Annotated in this window: 20 protein-coding genes; 19 read left to right on the top strand and 1 reads right to left on the bottom strand. The window is 69.8% G+C overall.

Going from position 1 to position 18,232, the window contains the following annotated elements:
* The first annotated feature begins 19 nt into the window (after positions 1-19).
* The 13 genes from AC07PU_RS09440 (at position 20) to mnhG (ending at position 11,703) form a co-directional block, all read left to right on the top strand.
* Positions 20-361 carry a LapA family protein gene (locus tag AC07PU_RS09440; RefSeq protein WP_209541139.1) on the top strand — a complete coding sequence of 114 codons (342 nt, stop codon included), beginning with the start codon at positions 20-22 and terminating at the stop codon, positions 359-361.
* Complete coding sequence (gene lapB, locus AC07PU_RS09445; RefSeq protein WP_296801285.1) at positions 351-1,529, top strand: lipopolysaccharide assembly protein LapB; 1,179 nt, start codon at positions 351-353, stop codon at positions 1,527-1,529. Before AC07PU_RS09440 ends, lapB begins: the two co-directional genes overlap by 11 nt.
* 146 nt (positions 1,530-1,675) lie before the next feature.
* Positions 1,676-2,002: a ComEA family DNA-binding protein gene (locus tag AC07PU_RS09450; RefSeq protein ID WP_495316953.1), complete on the top strand. Its 327-nt coding sequence runs from the start codon at positions 1,676-1,678 to the stop codon at positions 2,000-2,002.
* Between the two features lie 235 nt (positions 2,003-2,237).
* Positions 2,238-3,206 (top strand): TRAP transporter substrate-binding protein, encoded by a 969-nt coding sequence (locus AC07PU_RS09455; RefSeq protein WP_093343415.1) that lies wholly within the window; start codon positions 2,238-2,240, stop codon positions 3,204-3,206.
* 22 nt (positions 3,207-3,228) lie between these two features.
* Complete coding sequence (locus AC07PU_RS09460) at positions 3,229-3,738, top strand: TRAP transporter small permease (RefSeq protein WP_093343416.1); 510 nt, start codon at positions 3,229-3,231, stop codon at positions 3,736-3,738.
* A complete protein-coding gene (locus AC07PU_RS09465; RefSeq protein WP_495316957.1) occupies positions 3,731-5,032 on the top strand; it encodes a TRAP transporter large permease in 1,302 nt (433 codons plus the stop codon). Before AC07PU_RS09460 ends, AC07PU_RS09465 begins: the two co-directional genes overlap by 8 nt.
* Positions 5,033-5,062: 30 nt before the next feature.
* On the top strand, positions 5,063-5,440 hold the full coding sequence (crcB, locus tag AC07PU_RS09470; RefSeq protein ID WP_495316960.1) for a fluoride efflux transporter CrcB: 378 nt from the start codon (positions 5,063-5,065) through the stop codon (positions 5,438-5,440).
* A gap of 79 nt (positions 5,441-5,519) precedes the next feature.
* On the top strand, positions 5,520-8,480 hold the full coding sequence (locus AC07PU_RS09475) for a monovalent cation/H+ antiporter subunit A (RefSeq protein ID WP_398498778.1): 2,961 nt from the start codon (positions 5,520-5,522) through the stop codon (positions 8,478-8,480).
* Positions 8,480-8,842, top strand: a complete 363-nt coding sequence (locus tag AC07PU_RS09480; RefSeq protein ID WP_057589595.1) for a Na+/H+ antiporter subunit C — start codon at positions 8,480-8,482, stop codon at positions 8,840-8,842. The genes AC07PU_RS09475 and AC07PU_RS09480 overlap by 1 nt, the downstream gene beginning before the upstream one ends.
* Positions 8,839-10,560, top strand: a complete 1,722-nt coding sequence (locus AC07PU_RS09485; RefSeq protein ID WP_495316964.1) for a monovalent cation/H+ antiporter subunit D — start codon at positions 8,839-8,841, stop codon at positions 10,558-10,560. The genes AC07PU_RS09480 and AC07PU_RS09485 overlap by 4 nt, the downstream gene beginning before the upstream one ends.
* Entirely contained in the window at positions 10,557-11,048 is a 492-nt protein-coding gene (locus AC07PU_RS09490; protein ID WP_495316966.1) for a Na+/H+ antiporter subunit E, read from the top strand. The genes AC07PU_RS09485 and AC07PU_RS09490 overlap by 4 nt, the downstream gene beginning before the upstream one ends.
* A complete protein-coding gene (locus AC07PU_RS09495) occupies positions 11,045-11,323 on the top strand; it encodes a K+/H+ antiporter subunit F (RefSeq protein ID WP_057589592.1) in 279 nt (92 codons plus the stop codon). Before AC07PU_RS09490 ends, AC07PU_RS09495 begins: the two co-directional genes overlap by 4 nt.
* The gene (gene mnhG, locus AC07PU_RS09500) at positions 11,320-11,703 is read left to right on the top strand and encodes a monovalent cation/H(+) antiporter subunit G (RefSeq protein ID WP_093349234.1); all 384 of its coding nucleotides are present in this window, start codon (positions 11,320-11,322) and stop codon (positions 11,701-11,703) included. The genes AC07PU_RS09495 and mnhG overlap by 4 nt, the downstream gene beginning before the upstream one ends.
* A gap of 13 nt (positions 11,704-11,716) precedes the next feature.
* On the opposite strand, the gene AC07PU_RS09505 is transcribed toward mnhG, so the two are convergent.
* On the bottom strand, positions 11,717-12,709 hold the full coding sequence (locus tag AC07PU_RS09505; protein WP_256222777.1) for an ABC transporter substrate-binding protein: 993 nt from the start codon (positions 12,707-12,709) through the stop codon (positions 11,717-11,719).
* A 106-nt stretch (positions 12,710-12,815) separates the two neighbouring features.
* On the opposite strand from AC07PU_RS09505, the gene AC07PU_RS09510 reads away from it, so the two are divergent.
* From AC07PU_RS09510 to AC07PU_RS09535, 6 genes are all read left to right on the top strand, one after another.
* Entirely contained in the window at positions 12,816-13,508 is a 693-nt protein-coding gene (locus AC07PU_RS09510) for a TetR family transcriptional regulator (protein ID WP_495316970.1), read from the top strand.
* 101 nt (positions 13,509-13,609) lie between these two features.
* Positions 13,610-14,425, top strand: coding sequence for an ABC transporter permease (locus tag AC07PU_RS09515; RefSeq protein ID WP_093349229.1), 816 nt, complete (start codon positions 13,610-13,612; stop codon positions 14,423-14,425).
* Positions 14,422-15,474 (top strand): NAD-dependent epimerase/dehydratase family protein, encoded by a 1,053-nt coding sequence (locus AC07PU_RS09520; RefSeq protein ID WP_495316973.1) that lies wholly within the window; start codon positions 14,422-14,424, stop codon positions 15,472-15,474. Before AC07PU_RS09515 ends, AC07PU_RS09520 begins: the two co-directional genes overlap by 4 nt.
* Positions 15,475-15,485: 11 nt before the next feature.
* A complete protein-coding gene (locus tag AC07PU_RS09525; protein ID WP_495316975.1) occupies positions 15,486-16,355 on the top strand; it encodes a GNAT family N-acetyltransferase in 870 nt (289 codons plus the stop codon).
* 11 nt (positions 16,356-16,366) lie between these two features.
* A complete protein-coding gene (locus AC07PU_RS09530) occupies positions 16,367-17,434 on the top strand; it encodes a dihydrodipicolinate synthase family protein (protein ID WP_495316977.1) in 1,068 nt (355 codons plus the stop codon).
* Positions 17,431-18,231 carry an ABC transporter ATP-binding protein gene (locus tag AC07PU_RS09535; RefSeq protein ID WP_495316979.1) on the top strand — a complete coding sequence of 267 codons (801 nt, stop codon included), beginning with the start codon at positions 17,431-17,433 and terminating at the stop codon, positions 18,229-18,231. Before AC07PU_RS09530 ends, AC07PU_RS09535 begins: the two co-directional genes overlap by 4 nt.
* Position 18,232: the final 1 nt, after the last annotated feature.

An 18,232-nucleotide genomic window follows, 5' to 3' on the forward strand; every position in this document is an offset into this window, starting at 1 on the left:
CCCGCCAACGGGACCGCGCATGAAATACCTCCTGTGGCTGCTCAAGGCAGCCATTTTTTTTACGCTCTTCGCCTTCGCGCTGAACAACCAGCACGACGCGACCGTCTATTTCTTCTTCGGCACCTACTGGCGCGCGCCGCTGGTGCTGGTCGTGCTGGCCGCCTTCGCGGGCGGCCTCGTGGTGGGCGCGCTCGGCATGCTGCCGGGCTGGTGGAAGCACCGCAGCGCCGCCGCGCAACTGCCGGCCACGACCGCGGGCAGCGCCGCCGCCTCCTCTGCCCCGGCCGCCGTGCCGGCGGCAACCCCGGCGCCGACCATCGCCGCCACCGACCTTCCCGCCGTACGCCAACATGGACTTTGATCCCAGCTGGTTGCTGATCAGCCTGCCCGTCGCCTTCGTCCTGGGCTGGCTGGCCTCCCGCTTCGACATCCGCCAGCTCAAGCTCGAGAACCGCCAGGCCCCCAAGGCCTACTTCCGCGGCCTCAACTTCCTGCTCAACGAGCAGCAGGACCAGGCCATCGACGCCTTCATCGAGGCGGTGCAGAACGACCCCGACACGCAGGAGCTGCACTTCGCGCTCGGCAACCTGTTCCGCCGCCGCGGCGAATACCAGCGCGCGGTGCGCGTGCACGAGCACCTGCTCGGCCGCGGCGACCTGAGCCGCAGCGACCGCGAGCGCGCCCAGCATGCGCTGGCGCAGGACTTCCTGCGCGCCGGCCTGCTCGACCGCGCCGAAGCCGCGCTGCAGAAGCTCGAGGGCACGCGCTACGAGAACGAGGCGCGGCTCGCGCTGCTGGCCATCTACGAACGCTCGCGCGAATGGAGCCAGGCCGCCGACGTGGCACGCAAGCTCGACGAGTCCGACCAGGCCAGCTACGGCACGCGCCGCGCGCACCACCTGTGCGAACAGGCCGCCGAACAGGTCGGCATGGGCGACCTCGCGGCCGCGCGCCGCCTGCTCGAACAGGCCGTGGCCCAGGCACCGCAGGCGCCGCGCCCGGCGATCGACACCGCGACCCTGCAGCTGCGCAGCGGCGAGGCCGGCGCGGCCTTCGACACCCTGGTGACGCTGAGCGACACCGCGCCGCTCGCGCTGCCGCTGTATGCCGCCGCGCTGCAGCAGGCGGCCGTGGCCGCCCACCGCGAACCCGAGGCGCTCGCGCTGCTGCAGCGCCGCTATGCCGAATCGCCGTCGATCGACGTGCTCGAAGCACTGATCGCGCTCGGCGGCGCGCCCGCCGGCACCACGCCCGAGGCCGAGGGCGAAGCACCCGTGCCACGCGACGGCTACATCGCGCACCTCGCGCACCAGCCCTCGCTGGTCGCGGCCTCGCGCTGGCTCGCGGGCGAACGCTTCGAGCACGAGCAGTTCCATCCGCAGGTGCAGCGCGCGCTCGACCAAGCCACGCGGCCGCTGATGCGCTACCGCTGCGCGGCCTGCGGCTTCGAGGCGCACCAGTACTTCTGGCACTGCCCCGGCTGCCAGGCCTGGGACAGCTATCCGCCGCGCCGCGTCGAAGAGCTCTGATCGACCTCGCAGGCGAGACCTTCGATCACCTTGCTGAACAATGGTGGCCGCTGGCGCGCGGCCGTCAACGCCCTGTTCCGAGCCCTCGTTGAGCCGAAGCCGACGTCTTGTCGGCGCATCAAAAGCATCAACGAGGGAGTTCAAACATGTTCAAGAAAATCGTGGCCACGGCCGCCCTGCTGTTCGCTGCCGCATCGTTCGCGGCGGTCGATGTCAACAAGGGCAGCGAAGCCGATCTCGATGGCCTCAAAGGCGTGGGACCCGCGCTCTCCAAGCGCATCCTCGATGCGCGCAAACAGGGCGAGTTCAAGGACTGGGCCGATCTCATGCAGCGCGTGAAGGGCGTGAAGGAGAAGGCCGCGGCCAAGCTCTCGGCCGAAGGCCTCACGGTCAACGGCAAGGCCTACGCGGGTGGCGAGGCGCCCGTGGCCGCCAAGAGCGGCAAGGCGACCAAGAGCGCGGCCAAGCCGTAAGGAACGAGGCCGATCGAGACCCGCATCGGCAGGTCCATGACGGGTTCGAGAGGCCGCGCGGCGGGCCTCGCCAGGGCCGCCCGCGGAGCTTCCGCGCGGCGGCTTTTTTCATCCCGAAGCCATCCCGCGCACGCGACGCCCGCGCGCGCCATGACAGGGAAATGCCTCAGCAAGTGGCCCGGAATTTGCACGTATGCTCGCTTTCGTTTTCACTTTCACACGTACCGGAGCGCTCATGAATCACAAGTTCGGCATTGCCCTCGCGGGCCTCACCCTCGGCGCCGCGGCCTTCGCCCAGACCAAGTGGGACCTGCCCACCGCCTATCCGGCCAGCAACTTCCACACCGAGAACATCACGCAGTTCGCGAGCGACGTGGACAAGGGCAGCGCGGGCAAGCTCAAGATCACGGTGCATTCGAACGCCTCGCTGTTCAAGGCGCCCGAGATCAAGCGCGCGGTACAGGGCGGCCAAGCGCAGCTCGGCGAGATCCTGCTGGTGAACTACCAGAACGAGTGGCAGCTCTTCGGTGCCGACGGCATCCCCTTCCTGGCCGACAGCTACGACGCGGCCTGGAAGCTCTACCAGGCGCAGAAGCCCGCGCTCGAGAAGAAGCTCGCCGAACAGGGCATCCAGCTGCTCTACACGGTGGCCTGGCCGCCGCAGGGCATCTTCGTCAAGAAGGAGATCGCCTCGGCCGCCGACCTCAAGGGCGTGAAGTGGCGCGCCTACAGCCCCGCCACCGCGCGCATCGGCGAACTGGTCGGCGCCCAGCCCGTCACCGTGCAGCAGGCCGAACTCTCGCAGGCCATGGCCACCGGCGTGATCGAGTCGTACATGTCCTCGGGCTCGACCGGCTACGACACCAAGACCTACGAGTACATCAAGAACTTCTACGACACCCAGGCCTGGCTGCCGAAGAACGCGGTGCTGATGAACAAGAAGGCCTTCGACGCGCTCGACAAGCCCACGCAGGACGCCGTGCTCAAGGCCGCGGCCGATGCCGAGAAGCGCGGCTGGGACCTGTCGAAGAAGAAGAACCTCGAGTACCTCGACCTGCTCAAGAAGAACGGCATGACGGTGCACGTGCCCTCGGCCCAGCTCAAGTCCGACATGAAGAAGGTCGGCGACACCATGATCAAGGAATGGACCGAGAAGGCCGGCGCCGAAGGACAGGCCGTGGTCGAGGCCTACAAGAAGATGTGAGCGGACGTCCTGACGGCACCCGATGCGCAAGACGCTCGACTTTCTCTACATGAGCGCCGCCGCCCTGGCGGCGCTTTTCATGGTGGGCCTGCTGGTGGCGGTGCTCCTGTCCATCATCGGCCGCCAGCTCCACTTCAACATCCCCGGCATCGACGCCTACGCCGGCTACCTGATGGCCGGCGCGGGCTTCCTCGCGCTGGCCCATACGCTCAAGCGCGCCGAGCACATCCGCGTGACGCTGGTGCTGCAGAACCTGCCGCCCGCCGCGCAGCGCTGGCTTGAACGCTGGGCCATGGGCGCGGCGGCGCTGCTGGCGCTGCTGTTCGCCTGGTACAGCGTGCGCCTGGCCTGGCAGTCGTTCGACTACCACGACATCTCCACGAGCAACGACGCCACCCCGCTGTGGATTCCGCAGCTGTCGATGGCGCTCGGCGTCATCGTCTTCGCGATCGCCGCGATCGACGAGTTCGTGATCGAGTGGCGCGGCCGCCCGGCCAAGGTGGCGGGCACGGAGGCGCTGCGCCATGAGTGACATCGCCATCGCCGGCTTGCTGATCCTCTCGCTGTTCCTGATCCTGGGCAGCGGCGTGTGGATCGGCCTTACGCTCTCGGGCGTCGCATGGATCGCGATGCAGGTCTTCTCCTCGCGCCCCGCGGGCGACGCGATGGCCGTCACCATCTGGGGCTCGGCCTCGAGCTGGACGCTCACCGCGCTGCCGCTGTTCGTGTGGATGGGCGAGATCCTGTTCCGCACGCGGCTGTCGCAGGACATGTTCAAGGGCCTCGCGCCCTGGATGCAGGCGCTGCCGGGCCGGCTGCTGCACACCAACGTGGTGGGCTGCGCGATCTTCGCGGCCGTCTCGGGCTCGAGCGCGGCGACCTGCGCCACCATCGGCAAGATGAGCCTGCCCGAGCTCAAGCGCCGCGGCTATCCCGACGACATGGTGATCGGCACGCTGGCCGGCGCGGGCACGCTGGGGCTGCTGATCCCGCCGTCGATCATCATGATCGTCTACGGCGTCAGCGCCGACGTGTCGATCGCGCGGCTGTTCATCGCGGGCGTCGTGCCGGGCATCCTGCTGGCGCTGCTGTTCTCGGGCTACATCGCGTTCTGGGCCCTGCGCCATCCCGAGCGCGTGCCGCCCGCGGACGCGAAGCTGCCCTTCGTCGACAAGCTCAAGGCCTCGATGTCGCTGATCCCGGTGGCGCTGCTGATCCTCAGCGTGCTGGGCTCGATCTACGCCGGCATCGCCACGGCCACCGAGGCGGCGGCCGTCGGCGTGGTCGGCGCGATCGTGATCTCCGCCGCGCAGGGTTCGCTGAACTGGCACAGCTTCAAGGAAGCGCTGCTGGGCGCCACGCGCCTGTACTGCATGATGGCGCTGATCCTCGCGGGCGCGGCCTTCCTCACGCTGGCCATGGGCTACATCGGCCTGCCGCGCCACCTGGCCGAGTGGATCGGCTCGCTGGGCCTGTCGAAGTTCCAGCTGGTGGTGATGCTCGCGCTGTTCTACATCGTGCTGGGCTGCTTCCTCGACGGCATCTCGATGGTGGTGCTGACCATGGGCGTGATCATGCCGACCGTGACCGCGGCGGGCATCGATCCGATCTGGTTCGGCATCTTCATCGTGCTGGTGGTCGAGATGGCGCAGATCACGCCGCCGGTGGGCTTCAACCTGTTCGTGCTGCAGGGCATGACCGGCAGGGACCTGCTGTACATCGCGCGCGTGACGCTGCCGATGTTCTTCCTGATGGTGGCCGCGGTGCTGCTCATCTACTTCGTGCCGCAGCTCGTGACCTGGCTGCCGCAACAGATGGCGCCCTGAGCTGCCTCCCGCCGGCCCGACAATCGCCGCATGCTCGTTCCGATTCTCGCGATCTGCATCGGCGCCTCCATCGGCGCCCTGTCCCGCTGGGGCCTCGCGCTCTGGTTCGGCGCCGGCGGCCTCATGCCCTGGGGCACGCTGGCCGCCAACCTGATCGGTGGCTACCTCATCGGCCTCGCCATCGCCACCTTCCAGTTGCTGCCCAACCTCGATCCGGTCTGGCGGCTCGCGCTGGTGACCGGCTTCCTCGGCGGCCTCACCACCTTCTCGAGCTTCTCGGCCGAAGTCACGACCATGCTGCTCGAAGGCCGGCTCGGCGTGGCCCTGGTCACGGCCGCCGCGCACCTGGGCGGATCGCTGTGCCTGACCTGGCTGGGCATCCGCACCGTGCGGGCCTTGTCGGCCTGATCGACCACGAAAAAACCGCCTTATGTCCTGCGGTTATAGATAGGGTCCGCCATAGAGGCGGCCGATAGAATCGACCGCAATGCCCCTCGTCCTGCTCGTCGCACTCCCGTTCCTTGCCAGCGTGCTGGCGGCCTTGATGCCGTCGAACGCGCGCAATCGGGAGTCCACGCTCGCAGGGCTGGTCGCGCTGGGCTGCGCGGTGCAGACGGCGTGGCTGTTCCCCCGGCTCGCCAACGGCAACGTGCTGCGCCACGAGATCGAATGGCTGCCCGCGCTGGGCCTGAACCTCGTGTTCCGCATGGACGGCTTCGCCTGGCTGTTCTGCATGCTGGTGCTGGGCATCGGCACGCTGGTGGTGCTGTATGCGCGCTACTACATGTCGGCCTCCGATCCGGTGCCGCGCTTCTTCTCGTTCTTCCTCGCGTTCATGGGCGCGATGATGGGCGTGGTGCTCTCGGGCAACCTGATCCAGATGGTGCTGTTCTGGGAGCTCACCAGCCTGTTCTCTTTCCTCCTCATCGGCTACTGGCACCACCGGCGCGACGCCCGGCGCGGCGCGCGCATGGCGCTCACGGTCACCGGCGCGGGCGGGCTGTGCCTGCTGGCCGGTGTGCTGGTGCTGGGCCGCATCGTCGGCAGCTACGAGCTCGACGTGGTGCTGGCCTCGGGTGACGTGATCCGCGCCCACGCGCTCTACCCGGTGGCGCTGGTGCTGATCCTGCTGGGCGCCTTCACCAAGAGCGCGCAGTTCCCGTTCCACTTCTGGCTGCCGCGGGCCATGGCCGCGCCCACGCCGGTGTCGGCCTACCTGCACTCGGCCACCATGGTGAAGCTCGGTGTGTTCCTGATGGCGCGGCTGTGGCCCGTGCTCTCGGGCACCGAGCAGTGGTTCTGGCTGGTGGGCGGCGCGGGCGCGATCACGCTGCTGCTCGGCGGCTTCATCGCGATGTTCCAGCGCGACCTGAAGGCGCTGCTGGCCTACTCGACCATCTCGCACCTCGGCCTCATCACCTTGCTGCTGGGCCTCAACAGCCCGCTCGCGGCGGTGGCGGCGGTGTTCCACGTCATGAACCACGCGACCTTCAAGGCCTCGCTGTTCATGGCCGCCGGCATCATCGACCACGAGACCGGCACGCGCGACATCCGCAAGCTCAGCGGCCTGATGAAGCTGATGCCGATCACGGGCACGCTGGCCATCATCGCCAGCGCCTCGATGGCCGGCGTGCCGCTGCTCAACGGCTTCCTCTCGAAGGAGATGTTCTTCGCCGAGACAGTGTTCATCCAGGCCACGCCCTGGGTCGACTTCAGCCTGCCGCTGATCGCCACGCTGGCCGGCATCTTCAGCGTGGCCTATTCGGCGCGCTTCGTGTTCGACGTGTTCTTCGGCGCGCCCTGCGGCAACGAGGTGCCCAAGCCCCCGCACGAACCGCCGCACTGGATGCGCGTGCCGGTCGAGCTGCTGGTGCTGATCTGCCTGGTGGTGGGCGTGGCGCCGGCCTGGTCGGTCGGCCCGATGCTGGCCGCCGCGGCCGCGCCCGTGGTCGGCGGCATCCTGCCCGAGTACAGCCTCGCCGTGTGGCACGGCTTCAACCTGCCGCTCCTGATGAGCTTCGTTGCCCTGGCGGGCGGCGCGGGGCTCTACCTGCTGCAGCGCCGCCAGCGCGCGGCCGGCGGCCTCGAGCACACGCCACTGCTGCACCGCTTCGACGGCCAGGTGATCTTCGAGCACCTGATCGCGCTGCTGAGCGAGGCCGGCCGCCGCAGCCGCCGCCTGTTCGGCACGCGCCGCATGCAGACCCAGTTGCTGCTGCTTGTGGTGGTGGCCGTGGCCGGCGCCTTCGCGGCGCTCAAGCAGACGCCCGCGGCCGCCGGCACGCGCGAGTTGCTGCCCTTCTCGCCGATGTTCGCCATGACCTGGTTGATCGGCGGCGTCTGCGCGCTGGCCGCCGCCTGGCAGGCCAAGTTCCACCGGCTCGCGGCGCTGATGCTGGCCGCGGGCGCGGGCCTGGTCTCGTGCGTCACCTACATCTGGTTCTCGGCGCCCGACCTCGCGCTCACGCAACTGGTGGTCGAGGCCGTGACCACGGTGCTGATCCTGCTGGGCCTGCGCTGGCTGCCGATGCGCAGCAAGGACGCGGTGCAGACCGCGAGCGCGCGCCTGCGTCCCTGGGGCCGGCGCGGCCGCGACCTGCTGGTGGCCACCGTCGCGGGCTGCGGCATGGCGGCGCTGGCCTGGGCCATGATGACGCGCACCTTCCCGCAAAGCATCTCGCCCTTCTTCCTCGAGCGCGCGCTCAGCGAGGGCGGCGGCACCAACGTGGTCAACGTGATGCTGGTCGACTTCCGCGGCTTCGACACCTTCGGCGAGATCACCGTGCTCGGCGTGGTGGCGCTCACCGTCTATGCGCTGCTGCGCCGCTTCCGGCCCGCGGTCGAATCGATGGCGCTGCCGCCGCAGCAGCGCGCCCAGGCCGACGACGGCAGCAGCGACCTGCTGAACCCGCGCCGCGCCAAGGACACCGCCGTCGGCTACCTGATGGTGCCCGCGGTGCTGGTGCGCCTGCTGCTGCCGCTGTCGGTGCTGGTGGCGGTCTATCTCTTCATGCGCGGCCACAACGCGCCCGGCGGCGGCTTCGTCGCGGGGCTGGTGATGTCGGTGGCGCTGGTGCTGCAGTTCATCGTCTCGGGCACCGAGTGGGTGGAGGAACACCTGCGCATCTACCCGCGCCGCTGGATCGCCATCGGCCTGCTGTTCGCGCTCGGTACCGGCAGCGGCGCGGTCTTCTTCGGCTACCCCTTCCTGACCACGCACACCGCCCACCTGCACCTGCCGGTGCTCGGCGACATCCACGTGCCCAGCGCCCTGTTCTTCGACATCGGCGTGTTCGCGCTGGTGCTCGGCGCCACCATGCTGATCCTCACCGCGCTAGCGCACCAGTCGGTGCGCAGCCATCGCTGGGCCGACGAGCAGGCCGAGAAGGAGGCGCAGGCCGAAGCAGATGCGCTGGCGGCCGGCGCCACGCCGGAGGGAGCGCGCTGATGGAAATCGTGCTTGCCCTCGCGATCGGCGTGCTGACCGGCTCGGGTGTCTACCTGCTGCTGCGTCCGCGCACCTTCCAGGTCATCATGGGCCTGACCCTGATCTCGTACGCGGTCAACCTCTTCATCTTCAGCATGGGCCGGCTCAAGGTCGACAGCGAGCCGGTGCTGATCCCCGGCTTCGCGGCCACGCTGGCCAACACGGCCGACCCGATGCCGCAGGCGCTGGTGCTCACCGCGATCGTGATCGGCTTCGCGATGACCGCGCTGTTCCTGGTGGTGCTGCTGGCCTCGCGCGGCCTGACCGGCACCGACCACGTGGACGGCGAGGAACGCCAAGAACAGGAAGAGGCGCGCGAATGACCGAGCTCTTCCGCCTGCTCGACCAGTTGCTCGAGATCAGCATGCCGCACCTGGTGGCGGTGCCGATCCTGGTGCCGATGCTCACGGCCGCACTGATGCTGCTCTTGGGCGAGCAGCGCCGCCGCACCAAGTCCTTCCTCAGCGTGGTCTCGGGCCTGGTGGGCCTCATGGCCGCGCTCGCGCTGCTGCGCTGGGTCAACGCGGCCGACACCGGCGGCGGCCCGGGCTCGATCGGCGTCTACCTGCCCGGCAACTGGCGCGCGCCCTTCGGCATCGTGCTGGTGGCCGACCGGCTCTCGACCATGATGGTGGCGCTGACCGGCGTGATCGCCTTCGCCGCCTCGATCTACTCCACCTCGCGCTGGGACCGCGCGGGCGTGCACTTCCATCCGCTGCTGCAGCTGCAGCTCATGGGCCTGAACGGCGCCTTCCTCACCGGCGACCTGTTCAACCTGTTCGTGTTCTTCGAGGTCATGCTGGCCGCCTCCTACGGCCTGCTGCTGCACGGCTCGGGCCGGCTGCGGGTGCAGGCCGGGCTGCACTACATCGCGATCAACCTCGCCGCTTCCTCGCTGTTCCTGATCGGCGCGGCCATGCTGTATGGCGCCACCGGCACGCTCAACATGGCCGACCTGGGGCTGCGCATCGCCCAGCTCGCGCCCGGCGACCGCGGCCTGGTGCATGCGGCCGCGGCCATTCTGTTCACCGCCTTCTTCGCCAAGGCCGGGGCCTGGCCGCTCAACTTCTGGCTGGTGCCGGCCTACAGCGCGGCGGTGTCGCCGGTGGGCGCGGTGTTCGCGCTGCTCACCAAGCTCGGCGTCTACACCGTGCTGCGGCTGTGGACCGTGCTGTTCGCACCCGACACCGGCGCCTCGGCCGAGTTCGGCCAGGTGGTGCTGATCGGCGCCGGCCTCGCCACCCTGTTCGTCGCGGCCATCGGCATCGTCGGCACGCAGCGGCTGTCGAACCTCGCGGGCTTCAGCGTACTGATCTCGGCCGGCACCTTGCTCACCGCGGTCGGGCTGGGCCAGCCCGATGTCTGGGCCGGCGCGCTGTTCTACCTGCTGAGCTCCACGCTCGCGGTGGCCGCCTTCTTCCTCTTGATCGACATGATCGAGCGCTGGCGCAACGCCGGCATGAGCGTGGCGCCGCACGAGGCCGCGGGCAATGCGCCCTTCCTGGCCGAGGACCTGCGCGCGCTCGACGACGTGAACCTCGACGACAACGCGCAGGCACTCTACGGCCGCGCCATCCCGGCCGGCGTGGCCTTCCTCGGCCTGAGCTTCATGATCTGCACGCTGCTGCTCACGGGCCTGCCGCCGCTGTCGGGCTTCGTCGGCAAGTTCGCGATGCTCTCGGGGCTGATGGGCAGCGCCAGCGCGCTCACCGCCGCCGACTGGACCTTCCTCGTGCTGCTGATCGCCTCGGGCTTCCTCGCGCTGATCGCGCTGACGCGCACCGGCATCCGCCATTTCTGGACCCAGCCGCATGCCAACCTGCCCTCGCTGCCCGCGCTCGAGGTACTGCCGGTGGCCGGGCTGATCGCGGCCTGCATCGCGCTCACCGTCTGGTCCGAGCCGGTGCTGCGCCACGCGATGGCCACCGCCGAGGGCCTGCGCACGCCGAGCGCCTACCGCGAAGCGGTGATGGGCGCGCGGCAGGTGCCGAACCCGGTGCCCGCTGCTGCCAAGGGCGATACGAAGGCCGGCACGCCATGAAGCGCCTGATCCCCTCCCCGCCGCTGTCGGTCGCGCTGCTCGTCGTCTGGCTGCTGCTCAACCAGTCGCTCGAGGCCAGCACCCTGGTGTCGGGCCTGCTGCTGGCCGTCGCCGTGCCGCTGCTGACCAAGGGCCTGCGGCCCGCCACCGTGCGCATGCGCCGGCCCGGCGTGGCGCTGCGGCTGGCCGGCGTCGTGCTCTACGACATGTCGCTGTCGGTGTTCGCGGTGGCGCGCGCGCTGCTCACGCGCCGCAGCGACCAGATCCATTCGAACTTCCTGCGCATACCGCTGGACCTGCGCGACCCCAACGGCCTCGCGGTGCTCGCGATGATCATGTGCCTCACGCCCGGCACCGCCTGGGGCGAGGTGGCCTTCGACCGCAGCACCCTGCTGATCCACGTCTTCGACCTCGACGACGAGGCGTCCTTCATCGCCCAGATCAAGAGCCGCTACGAACGTCCGCTGATGGAGATCTTCGAATCATGACGCCCATCCTCTTCTGGTCGCTCAAGTTCGCGCTGTTCCTGCTCGCGGTGGCGATGCTGTGCGCCGTCGCGCGCCTGCTGATCGGCCCCACCGCGCAGGACCGCGTGATGGCGCTCGACTGCCTCTACATCAACGGCATGTTGATGATGCTGGTGCTGGGCATCGTCTACGCGAGCGACGTGTACTTCGGCGCCGCGATGCTGATCGCGCTGTTCGGCTTCGTCAGTTCGACGGCGATGGCCAAATTCCTGCTGCGCGGGGAGGTGATCGAATGAGCGACTTCGTCGTGGGCCCGCTGCCGCTGTGGGCCGAGATCGCCACCGGCGTGTTCGCGGTGCTGGGCGCGGCCTTCGCGGCCATCGGCTCCTTCGGCCTGGTGCGGCTGCCAAGCTTCTTCCGCCGCATCCACGCGCCCACCCTGGGCGCCACCGGCGGCGTGTGGTCGATGATGGTCGCGACCATCGTCTACTTCTCGGTGCAGAGCCACAGCCTGTTCCTGCACGCGACCCTGATCGCGCTGTTCGTGGCGCTCACCACGCCCGTCACCACCATCTTCCTGATGCGCGCCGCGCTGTTCCGCGAACGGCAGAAGCACGGCGACGTGCCACCGCCCGCGCCCTCGGATCAGGGGCCGATCCCGCCCTACCAAGGCTGAAGGCCCGCGGCGCTCAGGGCGCCATGCGCACGCTCTTGTCGAGGAAGTCGTTGCTGAACAGCAGCGCGGGGTCGTAGGGCTTCTCGATGCCGATCAGCGACGAGACCAGCTCGTAGTCGGCCTTCACGCGCGCGCCGTCGAAGGCGCCGAGCGCCACCTTGGTGGTGGTGTCGTCGCGCATCAGCTGCTTGATGCGTTCCCACTGGTCGCGCTGGTTGTCGGGCGACAGGCCGCTCACGCTCGCGGTCAGCGCCTGCAGGCAGGGCGCGAAGTCCTTCACGCAGGCCTCGTAGGCGCGCTGCGTGACGGCGACGAACTTCTTCACCTGCTCGGGCTTCTTCGCGAGGTAGGCGCCGTTGACGATCAGCGAGTTGCCGTAGACGTTCACGCCCGCGCCGCGCCAGGGCTGGAAGCCGAGGTCGTCGCCGAACTCGCGCACCTTGAGGTCGTGCTCGTTGTAGAAGTCGCTGATGATGTCGACCGACTTGCTCTTGAGCGCCGCCACCTTGGCCTGCGGGCTCACGTTGACGAAGCTCACGCTGGCCGGATCGAGCCCGGTCTTCTTGGCGAAGGCCGGCCACATCAGGCGCGCCGCATCGCCCGGCGGGTTGCCGATCTTGCGGCCCGCGAAGTCCTTCGGCCCCTGGATGCCCGAGGACTTGAGCCAGTAGAAGCCCTGCGGGCTGTTGGCGTAGATCACCATCAGCGCCTTCACGTCGGCGCCCTTGCCGCGCGCCTGAATGGTGGTCGGCAGGTCGGAGATGCCGAGCTCGCTGCCGCCCGTGCCCACGCGCTGCGCCGACACGGCCGAGCCCTTGCCGGCCTCGATGTTGAGGTCGATGCCGGCCTCCGAATACCAGCCCTTGGACTTCGCGTAGTAGAGCGGCGCATGGTCCGCCGTGGGCGTCCAGTTGAGCATCAGGCTCATGGAATCGGCGGCGAATGCCGCGGGGCCCTGCAGCGCGAGAACGGCGGCGGCGCCAGCCACCGACAACAGCTTTTTCATGCAGCTCACTCCAAAAGAAGGTACAAACAGATCCTGAAATTCATATTACCAACTGTTTGGTTGACAGGCAATCGAAGCCTTCCCGCCCTGGAGACAGAATCCGACCATGCCTTCCGCCACCTCCCGCAAATCCGCCACCGCACCCGCCGCCACACCGGCGGCCGCAGCCCCCGTCGCCACGCGCCGCGAGCGCGACCCCGTCGCCGCCAAGCAGGCGCTGATCGCCGCCGCGGTCGCCGAGTTCGCGACCAAGGGCTTCGCGGGCGCGCGCGTCGACGAGATCGCCTCCGCCGCGGGCGTGAACAAGCAGCTCGTCTACCACTACTTCGAGAGCAAGCAGGGGCTGTACCTGGTGGCGCTCGAATCGGTCTATGCCGAGATCCGCGAGAAGGAACAGAAGCTGGAGCTCGGCGCGCTCGAGCCGCGCGAGGCGATGGCCCAGCTGGTGGCCTTCTCCTTCGACTACCTGGCCGAGCACCCCGAGTTCATCGCCATGCTGGCCGACGAGAACCGCAACCGCGGCGAGCACCTGCACGAGTCGGAACGGCTGCAGAAGATGCACTCGCCCTTCATCGAGATGCTCGAGGCCACGCTCGAGCGCGGCGTGGCCGCGGGCGTGTTCCGCGCCGACTTCGACGCGATCAATCTCTACATCTCGATCGCCGGCATCTCCTACTTCTTCTTCTCGAACAACCACACGCTGTCGGCCATCTTCGGCACGCCGCTCGACGCGCGCGGCGCGCTGCTCAAGCGCCGCCGCCACGTGATCGAGTTCGCGCTCAACGCGCTGCGGCCCTGAGCGCCCGCGGCCCTCGCGCCGCTTTTTATCAACTAGTTGGTTGACTCGCTCGGCCAGCCTGCCTATGATCCGCCGCATTGTTTCCTTCCACAGGAATTGAGATGACGGCATCCGACGGCGCCTCCCCGCCCACCGCAAGCTCCGCGCCGCTGTCCGGCGAACGCCCCGCCTGGCAGCGCTGGGCCGTGGTGGTCGCGGTGCACGTCGCGGCCGTGCTGCTGTGGGAGTTCGCGGTGCGCGCCTTCCAGATCCAGCCTTTCGTGCTGCCGGCGCCGTCGAAGGTGCTCGCCACCCTGGCCAATCCGCAGCACGCCTGGCTCATGAACACCGGCGTGACCGCGCTCGAGGTGTTCGGCGGCTACGTGCTGGGCCTGGTGCTCGGCATCCTCTGCGCGCTGCTGTTCGTCACCAGCCGGCGGCTGATGCTGGTGGCCTTCCCGCTGCTGGTCACGCTCAACATGATCCCGAAGGTGGCGATGGGCCCGCTGGTGATCGTGTGGTTCAGCTACGGCATCGGGCCGAACATCCTGATCACCTTCAGCCTGTGCTTCTTCCCGATCCTGCTGACCACGATCCGCGGCCTCAACGAGACCGAGCCCGAACTGCTCGACCTGGTGCGCGCGCTCAAGGGCTCGCGCTGGCAGCTGTTCCGCTACATCCAGCTGCCGGGCTCGCTGCCCTACGTGTTCTCGGGCATGAAGGTCGCCACCATCCTCGCGGTCGCGGGTGCGGTGGTGGGCGAGTTCATCGCGTCGGAGCGCGGCCTGGGCTACCTGATGATCCAGGTGCAGGCCTCGCTCGACACCCCCGCGGTCTTCATGGCCGTGCTCCTCATCACCGGCCTAGGCGTGCTGCTCTACCTGCTGGTGCTGCTGCTGGAGCGCCTCTTCATCACCCAGGACGCCCGAATCCAATGAACAACACCACGCCCGTGCTCGACGACCTCCCCTTCCCCGAACGCTTCGACACCGAGGCCGCGCTCGAGGACTACCTCGCCACGCCCTCGCGCGACCTGCTGCGCGACATGGCGCGCATCGACGGCGACCTGATGGTGCTCGGCGTCGGCGGCAAGATGGGCCCGACGCTCGCGCGGCTGGCGAAGAACGCGATGCCGGGCCGGCGCGTGATCGCGGTGGCACGCTTCAGCGAGGCCGGCGTGCGCGAGGCGCTCGAGGCGCACGGCATCGAGACCCTGGCCTGCGACCTGCTCGACGCCGAGGCGATCGCGAAGCTGCCGCGCACGCCCAACGTGGTCTTCATGGCCGGGCGCAAGTTCGGCGCCGATGCCGACAACCCGCTGACCTGGGCCATGAACGCGCACGTGCCGGCGCTCGTGGCGCAGCACTTCCGCGGCTCGCGCATCGTGGCCTTCTCCACCGCCTGCGTCTATCCCTTCGTGCCGGTGATCGGCCAGGGCGCGCACGAGCGCGAGGCGCCCAATCCGCCCGGCGAATACGCCAACTCCTGCGTGGGCCGCGAGCGCATGTTCGAGTACTTCTCGCAGCGCCACGGCACGCCGGGCCGGCTGTTCCGCCTAAGCTACGCCATCGACCTGCGCTACGGCGTGCTGGCCGACGTGGCCGGCAAGGTCTGGCGCGGCGAGCCGGTGGACGTGACCATGGGCCACGTCAACGTGATCTGGCAGGGCGACGCCAACGCGCAGGCGCTGCGCTGCCTCGCGGCCGCGACGGTGCCGACCTCGCCGCTCAACGTGAGCGGCCCCGAGACCACCTCGATCCGCTGGCTGGCCGAGGAGTTCGGCCGCCGCTTCGGCAAGCCGGTGCAGATCGCGGGCAGCGAGGCGCCCACCGCCTGGCTCATGAACACCGGCGAGGCCGAGCGCCTGTTCGGCTATCCGCGCGTGCCGCTGTCGCAGCTCGTGGGCTGGGTCGCCGACTGGATCGCGCGCGAGCAGCGCCAGTACGGCAAGCCGACCAAGTTCGAATCGCGCGACGGCAAGTACTGAAGGAAGACACCGTGCCCGCCACCACCCTCGTCGAAACGCTGGACGCGCTCTCGCCGCGCGACCTGCCGCAGCTGGACGCGCTGGTCGCGGCCAGCGGCTGGAACCAGCTCGCGGCGGACTGGCGGCTGTTCGAGCGGCTCGGCAGCGTGCACGCGATACGCGACGGTGAAGGAGCGATCGTCGCGAGCGGCGCGGTGCTGCCGCTCGAGCGCGCGGCCGACGCGCCGCGCGGCCAGCCCGGTGCCGCCTGGATCAGCATGATCCTCGTGACCCCCGCCGCGCGCGGACAGGGCCTGGGCCGCGCGGTGTTCGCGCACTGCCTCGAGCGCGTGCGCGCGCAGGGCCTCGTCGCGATGCTCGATGCCACGCCGCAGGGCGAACCGCTCTATGCGAGCTTCGGTTTCGCGCCGCTGTGGCGGCTCACGCGCTGGCGCCGCGAGGCGCTCGCGCATGCGGCCGATCCCGCGCCGGTCGACCGGCCCGATGCCGCACCGCTTGCCGCGCTCGACACCGAGGCCCTGGGCCTCGCCCGCCCCCAGGTGCTCGCCGACCTGCTCGCGCGCCCGGGCAGCCGCTGCGTGCGCGATGGCCTGGCCTTCGCCGTCGTGCGCGAGGGCCGCGTCGCCCATCACATCGGCCCGCTGCTCGCGGCCGACGAAGCCCATGCCCGCGCGCTGCTGCCGCGCGCGCTCGCCGGTATCGCCGGCCCGGTGCTGATCGACGTGCCCGACGGCCGCGCACAGCTCGCGCAGGCACTGCGCGCGGCCGGCTTCGAACCCCAGCGCGGCTTCGCGCGCATGGCGCTGCCGCCCGCGGGCGTGGCGGCGCCAGCCGGTCATCCCTCGTTCATCCACGCCATTGCCGGCCCCGAGTTCGGCTGAGGACTTCGCACATGCCACTGAACCGCTCCGACCTGCCCGCCGACGTGCTCGCGCTGCTCGCCAAGGGCACCGTGATCCCTGCCCATCCGCTCGCGCTCGACGCCGAACGCCGCTTCGACCGCCGGCGCCAGCGCGCGCTCACGCGCTACTACGTCGATGCCGGCGCGGGCGGGCTCGCGGTCGGCGTGCACACCACGCAGTTCGCGATCCGCGAGCGCGGCCTCTATGCCGAGGTGCTCGAGGCCGCAATGACCGACCGCCTGGCCTGGAGCGACCGGCCGATGGCGATGATCGCCGGCCTCTGCGGCCCGACCGCGCAAGCGAGCGCCGAGGCCCGCACCGCCGTCTCGCTCGGCTACCACGCGGGCCTGCTGAGCCTGGCCGCGCTGGCCGGCGCCTCGGAAGACGCGCTGATCGCCCACTGCGAGGCGGTCGCGCAAGAGATCCCGCTGATCGGCTTCTACCTGCAGACCGTGGTCGGCGGCCCGGTGCTGTCGAGCGACTTCTGGCGCCGCTTCGCCTCGATCCCGAACGTGCTCGCGATCAAGGTCGCGCCCTTCAACCGCTACCGCACCATCGACGTGGTGCGCGGCGTGGTCGAGGCGCGCGCCGAGGAGCGCGTGTTCCTCTACACCGGCAACGACGACCACATCGTGCTCGACCTCGCCCTGCCCTTCGCGGCCATGCGCGACGGCGCGCCGGTGCAGGTGCGCTTTCGCGGCGGGCTGCTGGGCCACTGGTCGGTGTGGACCGCGGGCGCGGTGCAGCTGCTCGCGCGCATCCAGGCCGAGCTGGCGGCCGGCCACGGCACGCTGGGCCCCGAGCTGCTCGCGCTCGATGCGCGCGTGACCGACTGCAACGCCGCCTTCTTCGACGTGGCGAACAATTTCCACGGCTGCATCGCGGGCTGCCACGAGGTGCTGCGGCGCCAGGGCCTGCTCGAGGGCATCTGGTGCCTCGACCCGGCCGAGGGCCTGGGCGCGGGCCAGTCGGCCGAGATCGACCGCGTGTACGCCGCGCACGGCGACCTCGCCGACGATGCCTTCGTGCGCGACAACCTCGCACGGTGGCTCGCATGACCCAGGCCCCCGTTCGCGCGCAGGCCCGCACTGAGGCAGAGCTGCCGCTGATCCGCATGCGCGGCCTGCGCAAGGTCTATCGCCGCCGCGACCAGGAATTCCTCGCGGTCTCCGACGTCACGATGGACATCCATGCGGGCGACATGGTGTCGCTGGTCGGCCCCTCGGGCTGCGGCAAGTCGACGCTGCTGAAGATCCTCGCGGGCCTGCACGGCCACGACGGCGGCACGCTGGAGATCGGCGGCGGCCAGGCCTTCGAGCCGGGCCGCGACGTGGGCATGGTGTTCCAGCAGCCGCTGCTGCTGAAGTGGCGCACCATCCTCGAGAACGTGCTGCTGCCGGCCGACATCCTCGGCCTCGACCGCAAGGCCGCCACGCAACGCGCGCACGAGCTGCTCGAGATGGTCGGCCTCGCGGGCTTCGCCGACAAGCGGCCCTACGAACTCTCGGGCGGCATGCAGCAGCGCGCCGCGATCGCGCGCGCGCTGATCCACGAACCCAAGCTGGTGCTGATGGACGAGCCCTTCGGCGCGCTCGATGCGCTCACGCGCGAGAAGATGAACCTCGAGATGCTGCGGATCTGGGAGCGCAGCCGCACCACCTTCGTGGTGGTCACGCACAGCATCCAGGAGGCGGTGTTCCTCGGCTCGCACTGCGCGGTGCTCACCGCGGGGCCGGCGCGCATGGCCGACTTCTTTCCGATCGAGCTGCCCGCGCCGCGCACGCTGCACATCAAGACCAGCGCCGAGTTCGGCCTCTACGTGCGGCGCATCTACGACCTGCTCGGCGTCGAATAGA

Source organism: Variovorax sp. GW821-FHT10D07 (assembly GCF_059415325.1).

What these genes read in the sequence shown, in the direction of transcription:
- AC07PU_RS09520 (WP_495316973.1), top strand. Translation starts at nt 14,422, where the DNA reads ATGAACAACACCACGCCCGTGCTCGACGACCTCCCCTTCCCCGAACGC.
- AC07PU_RS09485 (WP_495316964.1), top strand. Translation starts at nt 8,839, where the DNA reads ATGACCGAGCTCTTCCGCCTGCTCGACCAGTTGCTCGAGATCAGCATG.
- AC07PU_RS09475 (WP_398498778.1), top strand. Translation starts at nt 5,520, where the DNA reads ATGCCCCTCGTCCTGCTCGTCGCACTCCCGTTCCTTGCCAGCGTGCTG.
- AC07PU_RS09495 (WP_057589592.1), top strand. Translation starts at nt 11,045, where the DNA reads ATGACGCCCATCCTCTTCTGGTCGCTCAAGTTCGCGCTGTTCCTGCTC.
- AC07PU_RS09450 (WP_495316953.1), top strand. Translation starts at nt 1,676, where the DNA reads ATGTTCAAGAAAATCGTGGCCACGGCCGCCCTGCTGTTCGCTGCCGCA.
- lapB (WP_296801285.1), top strand. Translation starts at nt 351, where the DNA reads ATGGACTTTGATCCCAGCTGGTTGCTGATCAGCCTGCCCGTCGCCTTC.
- AC07PU_RS09530 (WP_495316977.1), top strand. Translation starts at nt 16,367, where the DNA reads ATGCCACTGAACCGCTCCGACCTGCCCGCCGACGTGCTCGCGCTGCTC.
- AC07PU_RS09535 (WP_495316979.1), top strand. Translation starts at nt 17,431, where the DNA reads ATGACCCAGGCCCCCGTTCGCGCGCAGGCCCGCACTGAGGCAGAGCTG.
- AC07PU_RS09515 (WP_093349229.1), top strand. Translation starts at nt 13,610, where the DNA reads ATGACGGCATCCGACGGCGCCTCCCCGCCCACCGCAAGCTCCGCGCCG.
- AC07PU_RS09490 (WP_495316966.1), top strand. Translation starts at nt 10,557, where the DNA reads ATGAAGCGCCTGATCCCCTCCCCGCCGCTGTCGGTCGCGCTGCTCGTC.
- AC07PU_RS09455 (WP_093343415.1), top strand. Translation starts at nt 2,238, where the DNA reads ATGAATCACAAGTTCGGCATTGCCCTCGCGGGCCTCACCCTCGGCGCC.
- AC07PU_RS09460 (WP_093343416.1), top strand. Translation starts at nt 3,229, where the DNA reads ATGCGCAAGACGCTCGACTTTCTCTACATGAGCGCCGCCGCCCTGGCG.
- AC07PU_RS09505 (WP_256222777.1), bottom strand. Translation starts at nt 12,709, where the DNA reads ATGAAAAAGCTGTTGTCGGTGGCTGGCGCCGCCGCCGTTCTCGCGCTG.
- mnhG (WP_093349234.1), top strand. Translation starts at nt 11,320, where the DNA reads ATGAGCGACTTCGTCGTGGGCCCGCTGCCGCTGTGGGCCGAGATCGCC.
- AC07PU_RS09440 (WP_209541139.1), top strand. Translation starts at nt 20, where the DNA reads ATGAAATACCTCCTGTGGCTGCTCAAGGCAGCCATTTTTTTTACGCTC.
- AC07PU_RS09510 (WP_495316970.1), top strand. Translation starts at nt 12,816, where the DNA reads ATGCCTTCCGCCACCTCCCGCAAATCCGCCACCGCACCCGCCGCCACA.
- AC07PU_RS09480 (WP_057589595.1), top strand. Translation starts at nt 8,480, where the DNA reads ATGGAAATCGTGCTTGCCCTCGCGATCGGCGTGCTGACCGGCTCGGGT.
- crcB (WP_495316960.1), top strand. Translation starts at nt 5,063, where the DNA reads ATGCTCGTTCCGATTCTCGCGATCTGCATCGGCGCCTCCATCGGCGCC.
- AC07PU_RS09465 (WP_495316957.1), top strand. Translation starts at nt 3,731, where the DNA reads ATGAGTGACATCGCCATCGCCGGCTTGCTGATCCTCTCGCTGTTCCTG.